This is a genomic window from Candidatus Accumulibacter sp. ACC007 (assembly GCF_907163205.1).
Classification (GTDB): Bacteria; Pseudomonadota; Gammaproteobacteria; order Burkholderiales; family Rhodocyclaceae; genus Accumulibacter; species Accumulibacter regalis.
In genome coordinates this window covers 1,363,196-1,378,363 of record NZ_CAJQUD010000001.1, presented here as the reverse complement: position 1 = coordinate 1,378,363, position 15,168 = coordinate 1,363,196, and the positions used below count along the sequence as shown (strand labels likewise).

13 protein-coding genes and 1 pseudogene are annotated in these 15,168 nt (G+C 58.2%); 1 reads left to right on the top strand and 13 read right to left on the bottom strand.

The genetic code is table 11. The features are described 5' to 3' along the window. Window positions 1-8: 8 nt before the first annotated feature. From QZ634_RS05950 to QZ634_RS05900, 12 genes are all read right to left on the bottom strand, one after another. On the bottom strand, window positions 9-350 hold the full coding sequence (locus QZ634_RS05950) for a phage head closure protein (RefSeq protein ID WP_291986380.1): 342 nt from the start codon (window positions 348-350) through the stop codon (window positions 9-11). Beyond that, a complete protein-coding gene (locus QZ634_RS05945; RefSeq protein ID WP_291986378.1) occupies window positions 343-684 on the bottom strand; it encodes a head-tail connector protein in 342 nt (113 codons plus the stop codon). Before QZ634_RS05945 ends, QZ634_RS05950 begins: the two co-directional genes overlap by 8 nt. After that, window positions 681-1,919: a phage portal protein gene (locus tag QZ634_RS05940; RefSeq protein WP_291986376.1), complete on the bottom strand. Its 1,239-nt coding sequence runs from the start codon at window positions 1,917-1,919 to the stop codon at window positions 681-683. The genes QZ634_RS05945 and QZ634_RS05940 overlap by 4 nt, the downstream gene beginning before the upstream one ends. Before the next feature lie 47 nt (window positions 1,920-1,966). Further along, complete coding sequence (locus QZ634_RS05935; RefSeq protein ID WP_291986374.1) at window positions 1,967-3,751, bottom strand: phage major capsid protein; 1,785 nt, start codon at window positions 3,749-3,751, stop codon at window positions 1,967-1,969. A gap of 1 nt (window position 3,752) precedes the next feature. After that, the gene (locus tag QZ634_RS05930; protein ID WP_291986372.1) at window positions 3,753-5,258 is read right to left on the bottom strand and encodes a terminase TerL endonuclease subunit; all 1,506 of its coding nucleotides are present in this window, start codon (window positions 5,256-5,258) and stop codon (window positions 3,753-3,755) included. Then, window positions 5,258-5,545 (bottom strand): hypothetical protein, encoded by a 288-nt coding sequence (locus tag QZ634_RS05925; protein WP_291986370.1) that lies wholly within the window; start codon window positions 5,543-5,545, stop codon window positions 5,258-5,260. Before QZ634_RS05925 ends, QZ634_RS05930 begins: the two co-directional genes overlap by 1 nt. Window positions 5,546-5,706: 161 nt before the next feature. Then, window positions 5,707-6,234, bottom strand: a complete 528-nt coding sequence (locus QZ634_RS21510; protein ID WP_366145378.1) for an HNH endonuclease — start codon at window positions 6,232-6,234, stop codon at window positions 5,707-5,709. Between the two features lie 56 nt (window positions 6,235-6,290). Further along, entirely contained in the window at window positions 6,291-6,590 is a 300-nt protein-coding gene (locus QZ634_RS05920; RefSeq protein ID WP_291986368.1) for an HNH endonuclease signature motif containing protein, read from the bottom strand. Window positions 6,591-7,640: 1,050 nt separating this feature from the next. Continuing rightward, entirely contained in the window at window positions 7,641-9,923 is a 2,283-nt protein-coding gene (locus tag QZ634_RS05915) for a bifunctional DNA primase/polymerase (protein ID WP_291986366.1), read from the bottom strand. Between the two features lie 750 nt (window positions 9,924-10,673). Then, window positions 10,674-10,862: an AlpA family phage regulatory protein gene (locus tag QZ634_RS05910; protein WP_291988038.1), complete on the bottom strand. Its 189-nt coding sequence runs from the start codon at window positions 10,860-10,862 to the stop codon at window positions 10,674-10,676. A gap of 407 nt (window positions 10,863-11,269) precedes the next feature. Further along, complete coding sequence (locus tag QZ634_RS05905) at window positions 11,270-12,541, bottom strand: site-specific integrase (protein ID WP_291986364.1); 1,272 nt, start codon at window positions 12,539-12,541, stop codon at window positions 11,270-11,272. A 790-nt stretch (window positions 12,542-13,331) separates the two neighbouring features. After that, a complete protein-coding gene (locus QZ634_RS05900) occupies window positions 13,332-13,943 on the bottom strand; it encodes an SRPBCC family protein (RefSeq protein WP_291986362.1) in 612 nt (203 codons plus the stop codon). Between the two features lie 148 nt (window positions 13,944-14,091). Here QZ634_RS05900 and QZ634_RS05895 point away from each other — a divergent pair. Beyond that, a pseudogene (locus QZ634_RS05895) lies at window positions 14,092-14,391 on the top strand (DUF2461 family protein); the annotation flags it as partial. An 83-nt stretch (window positions 14,392-14,474) separates the two neighbouring features. Here QZ634_RS05895 and QZ634_RS05890 read toward each other — a convergent pair. Next, window positions 14,475-15,167, bottom strand: coding sequence for a hypothetical protein (locus QZ634_RS05890; RefSeq protein ID WP_291986360.1), 693 nt, complete (start codon window positions 15,165-15,167; stop codon window positions 14,475-14,477). Between the last annotated feature and the right edge of the window lies 1 nt (window position 15,168).

The window sequence follows — 15,168 nt, the reverse complement described above, 5'->3', positions numbered from 1 at the left end:
CTATCGTCCTAGTTGGTGGTTGCGCAGGGGACGGTCAGATATTCCCGGCCGGTGCCTGCATCAGCGAGGAAGCCTGCGGGCGTGTAGATCGTGCCGTCAGGGCCAACCAACCGCATGGAGGTATTCAACCCCGACCGATAGCGAATCACGATGCGCGTGCTGAGCTTGCTTTTTTGCGTGTTTGCGGCGATGAAGTCCTTGACTGACAGCGGCTCGATACTGGCGAACACGGTCGCCACGGGGGACCAGGTTGTCGTTACTTCACCCGTTGCCGGGTTCTGGGTCCTTGTCGGTGCCTCGATAACAATGCGGTGCTTGAGGCGCCCTGCTTCTAGGGGTGTTTTATGCATAGGTAGGTTCCCGGAACAGGTTCAAGAGATTCACAACAGATGCACTGAGTGGGTTACCTGACCCTGACTCGCGGTTCTGCCAAAGATCGCCCAGAACCAGCAAGATGGCAGCGTCAAGCGTCTCTATATGCCTCAAGCGCCGTGCGGCTGGTGACTGTGGGTCCGCATGGACCAATTCGTAGGATAAATCTACGAGGTCCTCATAATCGCCATACTGATAGCCGATATAAGCCACTACCAATGTTTTGGCGACTAATAGCTTTTGTTCAATCTCGGCGTCGTCCTGTGTGCCATCAATACGCAAGTGGCGGCGTGCTTCGGTCAAGTAAATCATGCCGGGTTCCCCTGCGATTTACGGGCGTTCAATTCGTCAAGGCTGTAGTACTGCTGCTGCAGGTAGCAGGCGTCCCCACCTTCAACAGGTGGTAGTGACTCCTTGCGGCGTGCTTCGTTTGGCGCCATCCAACCCCCGCCTATGGCGCTGCTATAGGCTGCATACCGTGTGGTGGTATCCATGCGCAGAAGCTGGTCCAGGTCCAGCTCGGTGCGCTGGTTCGGGGGCAGGTTCAGGCCATCGTCAAGGGCCAGCTCTAGGTTCTCGATCAACGCTTGAAGGCAGTCCGAGTAGTAAGCAAGGTTCATTGCTTCCACACCACTATATGGAGCGGCAGGTCCTGCGCCGATTTTCCATGCTGGGACGTGAAACGCGCGGCATACATCCTGTGCCGTGTAGTTCAGTTGTTCAATCAGTTGAGAGTCAATGGCGCTGATAGCCAGTGCCTCGTAGCGTAGGCCATCACCAAGCACCGCCACCTTGCCTGCTTTGTCCCCAGTGAAATTGTCTTGCCAGTGAGCCTTCAACCGGTCGGCTGTGTCGGTGGTAATGGTTCCGGGGGCGGTCAGGATTCCACCTGGTCGGCTGCCATTCTGAAAGAACTTGTTACTACCCTGCTGAATACTCAGGGCCTGCTCAGCGGCTAGGCCTGCAGCGGCAAGCGGACTTACACCGACAAGAGGGTGAAACGGCGTAAATCCACGGTCGTGGATAATCTCACGTGCGGGAACGGTTACATCCAGGGGAATGCCGGCGAGGGCGTTGGACTTCAGGCGGTAGTACACCGCGCCATCATCACTTACGACAGGGGTAACGGCTTTGGGGTCAAGGACTCGTAGGGCCTGGACGACACCCAGGTTATTGCGAGTCTTGAGCACGTAGCTATTGCCGTGCAGTAGCTTCGAGCTAATCCACTCGCTGAACAACTGGGTGCGGTTCTGGTAGATGTTTGGCTTTCTGGTGAGTTGATCATAGTCATGATCAAGGGGCGCCCAATAACCTTCTTTGCGCTCCGTGAAGCGGACAGGCAGCTTTCCTATATCGGAAGCGATCAGTGAGACACAGGCGAAGACTGCCGAATGTGCCAGGGCAGTCTGCGCCTCAATGGTTTCACCACGCTGCCAAGCGCCTGCACTGCTCTCGCTAATGACCGGGAACCATGAATTGCTGGCACCCCCGGAGTAGACAGGGCTTAGTGCCTTCTTAATGCTCAGTTCGAGTCCGAATATCTTCATTTCAAGCCTTCATGCGGGGCGGGGTTAAACCCGCCCCATTTCTCTACTTAGGCGTACTTGCAGGCGCTGATACGATAAACGGCAGTCGGACGGCGACGCGTCCAGGTGATGCCGCGAATCGCTTTGATCGCCACAGAACCCGACTGCCAGAGCGACACCAGGGTCGTTGCTGTCGGCGTTGCGCTGTTGTTGGTCGGTGCGTCGTTCATTTCGAGCGATGCTTCGCGCGATGCGTCGATGCTCAGCCCGCCCTCGGCCAGGAGGATCTCGTTCTGCACGGCCAGGACCACGTCATAGCCCGTTCCCGCACTGCCGGGGACACTCGTTGAGATAATAACGGGCAGGCCTTCGAACGTGCCGCCGGTCACGAAATCAACGCCAGGGAATTCACGTAGGCCGGTGGTGGCATTCGTCATCATCGACAGAGCCAGGGCAGTTGCCGGGTGCATAACCCACACCGCGGACGACAAGGGCTGATTGGCCGTTGAGGCGTTGAGATAGGCGGCTTTAACGTCGGTGCGGACATTGGCGGCGGTCGGGCCAGCCGTGGCGGCGGTCGTTGCGGCATTGGCAATTGATGCTGGTTTGACACCCCCCACGCCCGCGTTGGACTGGTCGATAAAGGCAGCGTCAATGGCAGTCGCTACGGTGTTGATCAGATCGTTTGTTACCATGGCCTCGGCGGCCGGCTCACTGCGTCGGAGAAGTTCCTCGGTGAATACCGCGATGGCGCCGAGTTTATGCTCGCCGATGGAAAGGTCGGTAAATGCAGCGTTGGTGATCGGCGCTGGCTTGCCTTCGCCAACCCAACCCGACGTCGTGCCGGTACTCGTACGCGGCATTTTGATGTTCATCGGCACGTTGCGAACTTGGCTCATTTTCGAGACGATCAAGTTCGGGCGCAGCAGGTCAATAAACTCGCTGGTCATCATTTGCGGTTGAATCAGCGAGGTGAAGTCGGCGCTGGTCGTGGTCCCGGCAGCAACAGCAGCCTTGAGCACGTTTTCGACGCGGGGGCCGTAGTTCAGGTTTTTGGCGACTTCGACAGCCATCAAGGGGTTGCCGCGGCTCAGGGCCAGGGCCTTGGTGTAGCGCACGAAGTCGGTGCCCTTGGGGGCATTGTCGACAACCTGGATAGACTGGACACCGACGGGCAGTGCGGCTTGTGCGCCGCGGGTTTCTGCTTGCTTCAGCCGGGCAAGGTGTTTGTCAATCTGGGCCACTTCAGCTTCGTGCGCCTGGTATGCGGCGTCATCCTCGTCCGCAAGGGTGATGCCCTTGGAGATCAGGCCGTCCATGCTGGCCAGGGCCGCGGACTTCTTCACTTCGAACTGCTGGATTTGTTCTGCAATATTCATTTTGGGTACCATGCTAATTGAAAGGTTGTTACTGCTTTTTGTTGCCAGGATGGCTGCGTGCGGGTTTGCCGGGATTGTCGTCAGCGACAACTCGTCCCATGCCCATTGAGTAAAGCGGGTGCCTGTACCGCCTGCGATGGATTCAGATGCGATCGGCCGAAATCCGACTGACACGTACTTGATCAGGCCCCCACTCACGCGGCGCCATACCTCGGCGATTTGATCGCTCAGATCCTTGGCCACGCGTGCTGTGAACTCGATTCCTTCGGCGGTCGCGACTGCTTCGATAACCTGACCCACAACGTCTTTTCGGTCGTGTTCATGGTGCAGCGGTATTGGCAGCGAGAACTGCGCGCCGAGAGGCTCCACGATGTCCCCGACTTTGTCGGTTGCCGGCGTCGTGGCGATGCCGCGCAGGAGGCCTTCTGTCTGGTCAAAGGACTTGATGGTTAGTTGGGTGAAGGCTTTATTCATATTAGATAAACATCATTTGGTAAGTGGGGACCTTGATGGCCTCGATTGCCTTGCTGGCCAAGCCAAACGCCATGCAGGTGGCCACCATTCCGTCGATTCGGCTTCCAGCTTCGGACTTGTCAAGTTTTCTGTTGCCGGCCGGGTCGCGTGTGACTTTTGCGCCCGATGCGTTCATGGTCAGGACGGGGTGCCCTCCGTGTTGTACGCGCAGGTTCAAGAATTCGGACTCTGCGCTATCAAGTGCCGGTGTCATGTCTTTAAAGCCTTGGCCGCATTCAACCAGTGGTGCCTCGATTCCGATCTTGTCGAACTCCGCGCGCATCAGGTCAATGCGCCAACGGTCATAGGCAATGCCCCTCACCTCTAGCCCGTCGATGATTTCGGCAATGTCTTGGGCGACGACTGCGTAATCGACAGAGGCCCCCGGCGTCGTACGCAGGTAGCCCTGGTCACGCCACAGCGGGTACGGCTGGCGGTCCCTATGAGCGCGTTCGGACAGCCCTTTTGCAGGTGTCCAAAAATGCGGGTGCACGTGCCAGATGCCTTCGGCATCGCGGCCTATCAGGACGAACGCGGTCAGGTCGGTCCTTGCTGACAGGTCCAGGCCACCGAACACTTCCAGGCCATCAAGGGGCTCTGCAGGCTGGGCGCAGGCTTCCCACACCGAGCGGGACATAAACGGGCAGGTGAGCGCCACACGCTGATTCAGTACGAGGTTGCGAAACGTAGCCTCGGCCGAAGGCATACGTTTAGCCTCAAGGGCCTGTTGCTCTACGTCGGACAGGCTGCGGAAAATGCCCAGGGCCGGGTTCGCTGCTTTCCACGCCTCAGGGTCGTCAAGTTTGGCGTCCATTGGGGCGGTATAGAGGTGCGAGACGATGCGGGGGTCCCCGCTTTCCGATGCGTCGTCCAGCCATATGCTGAACAGGTCTGCGGGGTCGGCAGCCTGCGTGCTGATCGCGATCAGCAGCGGGTTTTCGTGTGCGCCTTGACTTGTCGTGATGGCATCGACAAAGGGTGAGCGGGGGCCAGATACCTGACCGATTTCGTCAAGTATGGCGAGCACAGGTGATAGGCCGTGTGCTGTCTTGCCTTCGGCTGCTATCGCCTTGTACTGCACACCCACGGGCAGGCCGTACAGTTCTTTGCGGCTGTCCACGATGCGCACCAGGTCGGTGAGTTCCGAATTCAACCGGACCATTTTCGCGGTCAGGTTGAAGACGATGCTGGCCTGCTCCCGGCTCATGGCGCCGGAAATTATCTGGCTGTTCTGCTTGGCCTCCGGGCCAACCAGGTGAACCAGGACCAGACATGCGATAAGAGCGGTTTTGCCATTCTTCCGCGCGATGGTGAGCAAGGCCTTTTTTGTGCCTGCCGGGTTGTCATATATGGAGGTGAGGAAATCGACTTGGAACGGTTCGAGCCGTATCGGGGATCCCACCAGCGCGCCCTCAGGTACGCGGCAGTACTGCTCTATGAACGCGATCACGCGATCCCCGCGGGTCATTACTTCACCCTCGCGATAAGGTCAGGGGTAGCTTCGATCTTCTGGGCGAGGTCGCGGGCAGCTTCGTTCTTCTTGCCCTGGTGGTCAGCCTTGCCCGTCGTGGATCCGGCATCAACTTGCAGGACGCGTGCAGTATTCGCTGCTCGTCTGGTCGTCCTATCGAGCAGGGTTGTTGCAGGGTTGGCGTACTTGCGGTCACGGTTGTCCGTCAGGATCTGGCCATCGCGTGCGATGTCAGCGGTTAATTCGTCTATTGTGGCGAGATCAAGGGCCAGGTTCTCGGCCATGGCCAGGTCCAGGTCAGTCCAGGCGGTGCGCCTCTTGGCGGTCACGATGGCAGGCCAATAGCGCATGGCCTGTGCGGGCAGGGGGCGCTGAGGTCCGGGCAGGGGTTCTTTCAGGCTGGCCGACACTTCAAGCGCGAACTTGGCGCTGTTCGATTGAGTTCTCATGACTTCTGCCCCTGAGGAATCCCAGGCTGACTTCCGTTCGGGGCTAAAAAAGACTCCGTGGGCGCTGAATAGTTCTCATTTAGGAATGACATTTGAGAGCCCCCCGTGGCCCAAGGTGAGGCGCTGCCATAGCGTTCTATGTGCGCAGCCTTGTATGCCTCGTGCGCCTCGTCAGCGGCCTTGTAGGTGCCTGCGTAGCAGTGATGCGCAATCGCTTGAAAACCACACGGCACGGGCACTACTCCGGGTGGTAGCAACCGCTCAGCGCGCATCCCCACGGCCATGTGGAACTCAAGGTCGCTAATCTCGTGCAGGTTCTCAATACGGTCATCAGTGGCTTGTCTGTTCTTATGCCAAAGGCATGCTTTTGGCCATCTCCCGTGATGCCAGGCCCACACCAACCGGGCCCGGGTGGTTTTTCTGGCATTAATCGTAATGACGTGCGCTGAATCGTCCTTGCGCAAGTGGCCAGCAATCTGGCCAGCACGTGCACGGGGTCCTCGGTCCTCACGCCACACAAGCATGCCGCTCGCCAGATAATCGAACAGCTTAGTAACGTCTTCGGCTGCCACCTGTGGTTTCACTCTACGGGCTGCCTAAACCAAGGGTGCATTGCGTCCAGCGGATTTCCTTCAGCGTCGCAACCCAATAGCGTGCCGCTCTTCTCTTGCCGCTGCTTATGTGAGTTGTGGCAGTGCTCACAGAGAGTCTGAAGGTTACTGGAATCAAAGAACAGCTCTTTGCTCCCGCGGTGTGGAACGATGTGATCTACCACGGTGGCAGCGGTCGTCACGCCAAGTTCTGCGCACAGGGCACACAACGGGAACTTGACCAGCCGCTTGTAGCGGATTTGGCGCCAGGTGTTGCCATATAGATACATGCTATCGTTACCTTGACTCTCGATAGCCTAAGGCTAACACAAAGATAATCGAAAGGAAAGATTATTTGCGCCGCTAATTCAGTGGGTTACGGTGAAGGTCAAAGTCAATGGTATGGATTTTGCTTAATACACACCAATTTAGAGCCAACTACATGCCGGTGATCTGTCAAGTAATGCAAACAGCACATATACAAATTGGCGTGTTGTGCTGTGGGTGCACACTCATAGGTCTTTTTGTCATCATTGACCGATAGTCGGCGATAGGTTCCAATCTGAATTCCTACAACAACCATAAAGGGAGTTCTATTGCGTGCAGGTGTGCTTCGATGGTGTGTAAGGTGCTGAACAGGAAATTATTTAACAACAAGTAGGGAGTAATGAAAATGAACTACAAGTTTTTGGCAAAACTAATGAACACTGAGTTATGGTCTGATTTGCAGAGTCTCATAACTAACGCCAAGGCTCTTCAAGAGAGGAAGCGTTTAATCTTAGACAGGGAGGAAGAGGTACTGACAAGGAAGGAGCACCTGCTCGATAGAGAAGAGGCTCGCCAGATAAGGGGTGACCCAGAAGGGTGCAAGCTATATCTGGTGCGTTCGCCGAGCCCATGCCCCAGTGCACAGGAGGGGTGAGACGGGCGGGCTTGTCGGGCAGGTGGTGGGGGGGGGGGGGGGGGGGGGCTCGTGCCATCTAAACCCGCACAGGTCGCACAGGTGCCGCACAGGTCATTCAACCTGACATGTGCGGCCTGAAACCCTTGCCTTTACTGGGCTTCAGCCTATCCGAACACATGGAACAGATCAAATAAGAATAATAAGAAGAATTATGGTAATTACCCTAATTACGACTGCACACCCTACCACCTGCCCGCACAAGCCTCCCAAAAAAAACGTGGCAATGTTAGGTAGAAAAGCCTGTTCCAGGTGTTCCATGTGTTCGAACAGTCTGAAGCCCAGTAACGGCAAGGGTTTCAGCCGCACAGGTCGAAAAAACGATCTGTGCGGCTGCTCATCGGTGTGTGCGGAGGCGAACCCCCGACCAAAGGATGCCCTAGTACCACTCAGCGGGGGTGATGCCTAGCTGACCCTGAAACCGACCCAATGCTTTCGCAGGGTCGGGCAAGAGGTATCGGCGCTTCCTGTCCCCGCCTGAGGGCTGGTACGATTCCGCGCCTGTTCTAGCGACGAAGACCGGGCCGAACCGGTTTGCAGAGATCGGGCGCACTGACGAAGCGCGGGCATAGGCCACGTACGACGCGTACAAGGTCTGTTTCAATGGACTTGGATACTCCCCCATCCCATCAGCAACCCATGCTTGGTCACAGATTTCTTCGGTTTCCAGGCAGTCGAGGATAAACTGGTCGTGAGCTTCCAGACTCAGCCGCTTCTGGGTCTTAAGCGCCTCAGTCTGAGGTACTTTGCGAAGATTCCACACAGATAAATCAAACTTCTGCAGCAAGGTCAGCAAGGCCCTCAATCCATCCCCCCGCAACTCTTGGTCAATGGCGCCGAAATACTCGGTGTTCTGAATCTGTTCTTCGCCAACATCCAGAACAAAAAACCGGCGCTCATCCTCAGTAGCAGGCACAGCCCATTCGCTGTTAGTCAGCATGATCAAGCGATGGCAGGATCGCATTTCGAAGGCCCCCACGTGCTTAGGCTCGACAGTGATGGTGTTTGAGGTTATTAAATCCTTCAAAGTGCCAATATCAGCATGAGATCCCGCGAAAAACGACTCCTCAGCAACAAGCAGGAGTTTATCGGCTAAGTGGGCAGAGAAACGGCCAACTATGTGTTCAGATTTACTAGCCTTAAAGGCATGGCCGCCGAGTAGGGCGCGCAGGGCGTCAGCAAGCGTGGATTTGCCAGTACCCTTCTTGCCCCTCAGTACAATGGCCACGCCTTTCTTCCGCATAGGGTCCTGAATCATGTCAGCCATCCAGGCCAATAAATACCGGAAGTGGTATCTATTACCGCGGCATACATTGGATTTCAGGTGATGCAGGAAGCGCTTGCAGCGAAATGCAGAGCGAGCAACACCCAAGGGCAACGGCTCGACAGCGAACCCGCGCCAGAGGTTGAAGTAACCGTTTGGCACGTCGCCGGCAGGGGCGCATGTGACGCCTTCATGCGATCGGCGGTTCGGGTGCGTCAGCCACGCCTTAGCGAAGGGGACGTGCCTTTTTTGAAGCTTACCGTCCGGTGTAACCCGTTCCACTTTGAATATTTTATTTTCGTAAAATGTTAAAAACGATGTCTTTGCCATGAAGTTAACTGCACTGCCCCCGAACTCGCTAAGTCCTTCTCGTAGAATGCATACGGTCCCACCAGTGATGACTACAGCATGCTTCGTATTGAACTCTGCAATTTCGTCTACTTCTTTGCTATTTATGCTTACAGCAACCCTGCCGGGATTGACCCAGCCTGCGCACTGCGCCAGCGTGAACACGGTGCGGTAGTGGGTTTTGGTAGGCTTGAACTCAGCCCAGCGTTTACGAGCGTCCGCCTGATCAAATTTGTCTGACCTAGCCGACCAGTTCAACCACAGGTCAAGGCCCGCGGCGTCGTCCTCAAGAGTCTTTAGAGCGTGGCCCGTGCTTATCCAGAGGTCACGCTGGTCGCTATCGAGAAACTGCAGGGCGCTGGCCAGGTGTTTGACTCGGTCCGGGTCCTGGTCCTGGTCCTGGTCCTGGTCCTGGTCCTGGTCCCGCTCAACCAGCTTGCCGGCCATCTTGGATGCCTCACGCATCTTCCGGGGATCCGCGCCGGCCGCCAGGTTCGCCAGCCAGCGGGGCGCCTCGGCGATGTGTGGTGCTTCGTTGATATCAGGCCAATTTAGCCAGGCGTATTGGCCGGCAGGTATGCTGCTCGGCGGCATGACGACGTAACCAGCGCCTGTGCCATCAGGACGCTGTGCGCATCGAAGATCAACCCCCGGCAGGCCACAGACATTGACCGCGGTCCTGTACGGCAGGTGGTCAGACCCTCGAAAGTACCGGTGCTCCCCGCCCGAAGGCGTGGTGGCGGTCAATGTCTGCGGCATGGCGCCGAACTCTGCCTCAAGCTCGGCGATGCTGTCGAATCCGTTCTTGTCGGCTTTGCAGTCGAGGTCCAAGACGAACACCCCGCGGTCAGGAATGAAGCCCATGTTGCTGGGCTGGCCGAACCACTTCTCAACCTGCCCGGGATCCGTCCGTGCCGCGTTTGGCCAGTCCTTCAAACATGTGGCTTTGTGGCCGGCACGAATTGGGAGTAGCCTGCCGGGCAGGTGTTTTGCATACAGTAGTGCTGCGTCTAGAATTGTTGGTGCTGGTGTGCATATTGCTGAAGTCATAACTGATAGTCCCCGACGAAAGGACATCGCATGCCCTGAGGGCGTAGGCTGGTTTGCGTCCTCGATCATGGGCGAGGGAAGCACTCATGCCGGAGTGCTCCGGGATTTTGCCAGCCCTCCACAGGGCTGGCACAGCTCCCAGGCGGTGCCTGGTCGCGTGCGATACAACGCCAAGCCTTCTCACCTAACTGTTTGTTTGCCTTGACTATTCGCACTGCCTGAAGGACAATCCAGAAGTTCCCGACGAGCAGCAATCGAAGCCGATTAAGGATGCCTGGCCTTAATCGGCTTCTCCGTCTACAAGGGCTTTTTGGTTAGCTGTCCAGCGCCTCTCGTGAGCGGAAGGTTCTGACAGGACCCCCGGCAGGTGCAAGGCGATCTCAGCCTCGTCAACAGTCAGGCCAACCCCAAGATGCCGACCGCATATGGCCATGTAGTGGTGAGCGCTAATGATATAGACGGGCAGGTGGTCTGGCCTGCAGTACATGCGACCCTTCAGCAACCCGAGTGCCGTTAAGCCCTGCCAAGTGTCAAACACCCTCTGGTATGAAGGCCTGCCCCCCTGTCTGACAACGTGGACAATATGAGGAGTGGGGAACTCCACGCGCGTGGCCCCCCTCTCGTTGGGCGTGACTTCCTCCGCAACAGGGCCTGCTTCTAGCGTTGCAAGCCACTTCGCCGCCTGCGCTGCAATAGAGTTGGCTTCAACCATACCTAGGAACTGGTCGCGAGCGAGTGCGATATGGGTGCTCATGCTGCTACCTCCCTACTCAACGGCTTCAGAGCGTTGAGCCACAGTTGGACGTCTTCACCCCGCCATGCTGACGCTCGTGCGCCGATCTTTACGGGTGCGGGAAAACTGCCGGCGGCCACATCTCTGTAGATCTGACTTTTCGAGCGCTGGGTGATGTCCACTACTTCTGGCAAGCGAAAAAGCATTTGATGCATGGGGAACCTCCGTGAGTTGATCCCGGAGCCCGGTCATTTCCGAAGCCCCGCGATATTATTGTTTTTGTTATGGTCGCGGTTATGGGTTTGGTTTCGCCATCTTCATGTCACGCCAAAGCGATGGCGCTTTGAATAAGTACGTCACATCAAAGAAAATGAATTGTAACCTCATTCCCACAGGGGCGCAATACGTCCCGCTGCAAAGATGGTGGAAAAAATCGCGCCGAGTGGGGATTATATATAGTGTGGCTGGCTGGTTAGTACAGAGTCACGAGCCTTAGTTAAAGGTGTTGAAGGCTTGTGTATCTGTCCAGTTGGTTATAGCCGCACGGATTGCTTATTATATGGAGCGCTGGACATGTATATTGAAAAAGGCCCTATATAGGGCCTTTGGTTTATCAAGCGGACTTTGCGAGTTTAAGCACCTTGGGTTCGTCGCCCCTTTCACAGTATCTAGCCCAGTCTTCCATTAAGGCTCGGCGCTTATCGAACATGGTCCCGCGAGCATAGGCGGCTTCAGCCTTGTCCTTCAACTGGTGGGCAAGGGCATGCTCGATCGTCTCGCGAGCGTGTCCCGTTGCCACTTCGCCGGCCCAGTCCCTGAATGAGGAGCGGAAGCCGTGCGCTGTGACGTCATACCCCATGCGCTTGATGACTGCGCCGAGCGTGGCATCTGAGAGGGGGCTTCCCTTGGCGCTCGGGAAAACCAGATCAGCGCCAGCGATGCGGGGCAGGGTCTTGATCAGTGCCATAGCGGCGCCTGATAGCGGCACTCGGTGTTCGATCTTGGCCTTCATGCGTCCAGCAGGAATCGTCCAACATGCGCCGGGTAGGTCAAATTCATCCCAAGTCGCGCCGCGAATTTCGCCTGACCTGGCAGCGGTCAGGACGGCAAGCTCAAGCGCTCGCGCTCCGAAGCCCTCGCGTTGCCGTAGCGCAGCGATGAAGCCGGCAATTTGTGCGAAGGGCAGGGCTGCATGATGTTCGACTGCCCGCACCTTCTTGGGCGCAGCTAGCAAATTCTCTAGGTGCCCTCGCCACCTTGCCGGATTGTCGCCTTGACGGTAGCCGCTTGTTGTTGCCCAGTCGAGGACGCTTTCTATGCGCCCCCGCACGCGGCTGGCGGTTTCCGTCTTCGCTGTCCAGATCGGCGCCAGAACTTTTTGGATCAGGGCGGTATCAACGGCCGCCACTGGCAATTCCCCAAGGATAGGGAAGGCATAAGTGGCGAGGGTGTTCTCCCATTGCTGTACATGCTTCACGTTCGACCATTCGGGGCTCTTGGCCTCAATGTATGCGGCTGTTGCTTGTGCGAACGTCGTCAGCTTGGCCTTCTCAAGTCTCGCCCTCAAGCGCGTGGCTTGCTTGTCGGCTATGGGGTCCTTGGCGTCAAGAGGGTTCTTGACTTGTTCCTGAAGCTTTGCCGCGGCCTTCCTCGCGACCGCCAGCTTGACCGCAGGAAATCCACCTAAGCCCATGTTGCGCCGCTTGCCGTCCGGGTCTGTGTACCGAAACACCCAGCCACGGCTAGCGCCGCGTACAAAGAGGTAGAGTCCGCCCCCGTCCCTGTGCCAGCCTTGACCAAGCGACGCCAAGTTCACTGCGCTCAATCTGAGCAGGGCATGCGACCGCTTTGCAGGCTTGCTTGTTTCAACCACCTCAGCACCCATTTGTCTTTCTCCCTCGCCTGGAATGTATGCCTAAAAGTAGCCAAGATACGCGCAATGTAGCGATACGTCAAGGGACGGTAGGAGACGAAGAAATGGCTAGAAGCCAGCAACCACAAGGCTTAGAGGATGGTTTGTGAGACGGCAATGGTCTTGGTGGGACTGGCGGAAAGCGGACTCCCTCTCCGCCAGTAGGCTCGCAACAAGGCACAGTCAGTAAGCGCGCAGTCAGCACAACGATTTCCCCGCCGGACGCCATGTTCCGCGGGGTTTTTCGTTTTTGCCCTGCAAGCTCTGCGCCCCCAGCGCGTCCCCGGAGGCGCACTTCGTAGTCCCTCAAGCGCGTGCGGTAAGCCACCGCTGTTGGCCATGCAGCAGCGCGCTTCGCTCCGTGTACCCGCTCCGCTGATCGCGCGATTGATCCCGCTTGGCCAAGCTCACCGTGTTCGCCCAGTTTACCCACCCAAGAGGTTGCGGTCAGCCCTCGCAAGATCTCCCGTAGCGCGACAGGAATCCCTGCGTAGCCCCAATCTTCCCGGACGACGTCGTGTGGGGAGAAACCCTCCTGGCGTACCGGCAGTGCAAGGCCTGTCGTCAGCCGTTCCGGCCCCGTCCGCAGTACCGCAACCAATGCTTTTGTTCCACCGCCAACGGCTCACCGGTTGCTGCTTGAGCGCTACAGGAAAGAAAAGGCACGCAGGGCTGCGAACGAGCCACGGGTTTCCTCCTGCCTGATCGGTTCGGTGGCGGCGCGACCGTGCGCAACGCTGGACGCCATGACTGCGCGAAACCCTCATTGGGCCGCCTTGCGCCGGATCATTTCCGCCGCCAGCAAGGCTAACTGCTCTTCGACTTCGTGCTGCACGAAGGGGCCGCCGAAGGTCCGCGCGATGCCCGACGCCGGAACGATCTCGGCGTGGTAGCGAACCTCGGTGGCGCTTCCGGTTTCCGACAGTCTCATCTCGCTTTGAAAGCGCTTGGCATTTCCCGAGACTTGGATGGCGACAACCCGCTTCATCGGCTCGAGCTGTACCTCTCGCACGGAAGCGAAGGGGTAGGAAAAGATACCGTACCTTGCCGTACCTTTCTGCATGACAATCACCAAGTTGCCATCGCGACGGACGATCTTGCTCAGGGTCAGGTTACTCAGAATGCCGACCATGTTGTCGAAGTCGGTGAGCACCGCCCATGCGGTAGTCAAGGGCACCGGAATGGCAAGCGTCGCGTCAACCAGGAAGGCCTCGTCGACCTTGTCGATGGCGACCCGAATCTCCGGCTCGGCGGCGAACGCCACGCACTGGATGAGCAGCAGAAGGAAGACGGCGGCGCGTCGTAAATCGGGCATTGGCGGGTCACAACCCATGTCAATTCGAGGCCTTGCAATGACTCGCAGCGGCGGCCCCACGTCGTTTCGCGGACACGTTACCATCCTGCCCGGAAAACCGCTCCGTGCATTGACCACCTGTTGAGTCGCCCTCATGTTCAGAAAAGACAGCATCGACTTCCTCGACGATCTCGCCGCGAATAGTAACCGGACCTAGTTCGAGGAGAACAGATCGCAATACGAGGCCCTCGTACGTGAGCCGGCACGGCAGTTCATCGCTGAGATGGCGCCGCTGCTCGAGACCGTTGCGCCGCACTTTCGCGCCGATCCGCGCAAGAGTGGCGGTTCGCTGATGCGCGTGTTTCGGGATACGCGCTTCTCTCGGGACAAGACGCCGCACAAGACCAACATCGGAATCCAGTTCCGCCACGCCACCGGCAAGGACTTCGCGAGCATGGCCGGCGCTCGCTTTGCCGCCGCCACACCGTTTCTCAGGTTCCTGTGCGATGCGCTGGCGGTCGAGTGCTGACGAGCAGCGCACCTCTTGCCCCGACCACTGCATTTCGGCAGTGCAACGTGCAAGCGCGTCACCGGAGAGCTGCCTTTCAGCTCCTACTGCACGTTGATCACGCGCATGCCGAGCTGCTTGCCGCCGAGGCGATCGAGTACGCGCAGGCTGGCCTGGCGCGGGACGAAGCCGGCAGGCATCGGCAGGCTGCCGTGGGCGATGGCGTATTCGCCGACCTTGACACCGACCGGCCCGAGCGTCACGGTCGTTTCGGTGCCGCCGGCAGTCTTGCCGGCGACGAGCAACTGCAGCACGCCGGCAAGCGGGGCGCCTTGCGCCTGCGGACGCGTGAACACGATGTCGTAGCCGAGGTTGTCGCCGTCGAGCGAGAAGCGCGCTGCGCGAATCTCGATCGCCCCGCCGCGCGGGTCGGGCGACAGCGTGGCGAGCAAGGCCTCGATATCGTCGCGCTGCTGGCCGAGATGGCGCTGGCTGGCCGCCAGTTCGTCGGACAGGCGGTCGTGTTTGGCAAGCGCGTCTTCGAGCACGTGCGTGGCCTGGTCCAGTTCAGCGGCGAGACGCGAACGCTCCTGATCTGCGTCATCCAGGGCAGCGCGCAGGCGAATTGACTCGTCGGCCGACAGCCGCGGTGGCATGAGTTCCTGCTGCACGTAGAAAAACGCCCCTGCGCCAATGGCCGCACCGAAGAGCAGCAGCCACAGCCAGTTCGGAATCATCCGGCGCGAGCGGCGCGATTCATAGCGATCGAAGACAATGGGTTTGGATCGTCCGAACATT

What these genes read in the sequence shown, in the direction of transcription:
- QZ634_RS21510 (WP_366145378.1), bottom strand. Translation starts at nt 6,234, where the DNA reads ATGCTTGTGTGGCGTGAGGACCGAGGACCCCGTGCACGTGCTGGCCAG.
- QZ634_RS05945 (WP_291986378.1), bottom strand. Translation starts at nt 684, where the DNA reads ATGATTTACTTGACCGAAGCACGCCGCCACTTGCGTATTGATGGCACA.
- QZ634_RS05925 (WP_291986370.1), bottom strand. Translation starts at nt 5,545, where the DNA reads ATGGCCGAGAACCTGGCCCTTGATCTCGCCACAATAGACGAATTAACC.
- QZ634_RS05935 (WP_291986374.1), bottom strand. Translation starts at nt 3,751, where the DNA reads ATGAATAAAGCCTTCACCCAACTAACCATCAAGTCCTTTGACCAGACA.
- QZ634_RS05920 (WP_291986368.1), bottom strand. Translation starts at nt 6,590, where the DNA reads ATGTATCTATATGGCAACACCTGGCGCCAAATCCGCTACAAGCGGCTG.
- QZ634_RS05940 (WP_291986376.1), bottom strand. Translation starts at nt 1,919, where the DNA reads ATGAAGATATTCGGACTCGAACTGAGCATTAAGAAGGCACTAAGCCCT.
- QZ634_RS05910 (WP_291988038.1), bottom strand. Translation starts at nt 10,862, where the DNA reads ATGCTTTTTCGCTTGCCAGAAGTAGTGGACATCACCCAGCGCTCGAAA.
- QZ634_RS05905 (WP_291986364.1), bottom strand. Translation starts at nt 12,541, where the DNA reads ATGGGTGCTGAGGTGGTTGAAACAAGCAAGCCTGCAAAGCGGTCGCAT.
- QZ634_RS05915 (WP_291986366.1), bottom strand. Translation starts at nt 9,923, where the DNA reads ATGACTTCAGCAATATGCACACCAGCACCAACAATTCTAGACGCAGCA.
- QZ634_RS05890 (WP_291986360.1), bottom strand. Translation starts at nt 15,167, where the DNA reads ATGTTCGGACGATCCAAACCCATTGTCTTCGATCGCTATGAATCGCGC.
- QZ634_RS05950 (WP_291986380.1), bottom strand. Translation starts at nt 350, where the DNA reads ATGCATAAAACACCCCTAGAAGCAGGGCGCCTCAAGCACCGCATTGTT.
- QZ634_RS05930 (WP_291986372.1), bottom strand. Translation starts at nt 5,258, where the DNA reads ATGACCCGCGGGGATCGCGTGATCGCGTTCATAGAGCAGTACTGCCGC.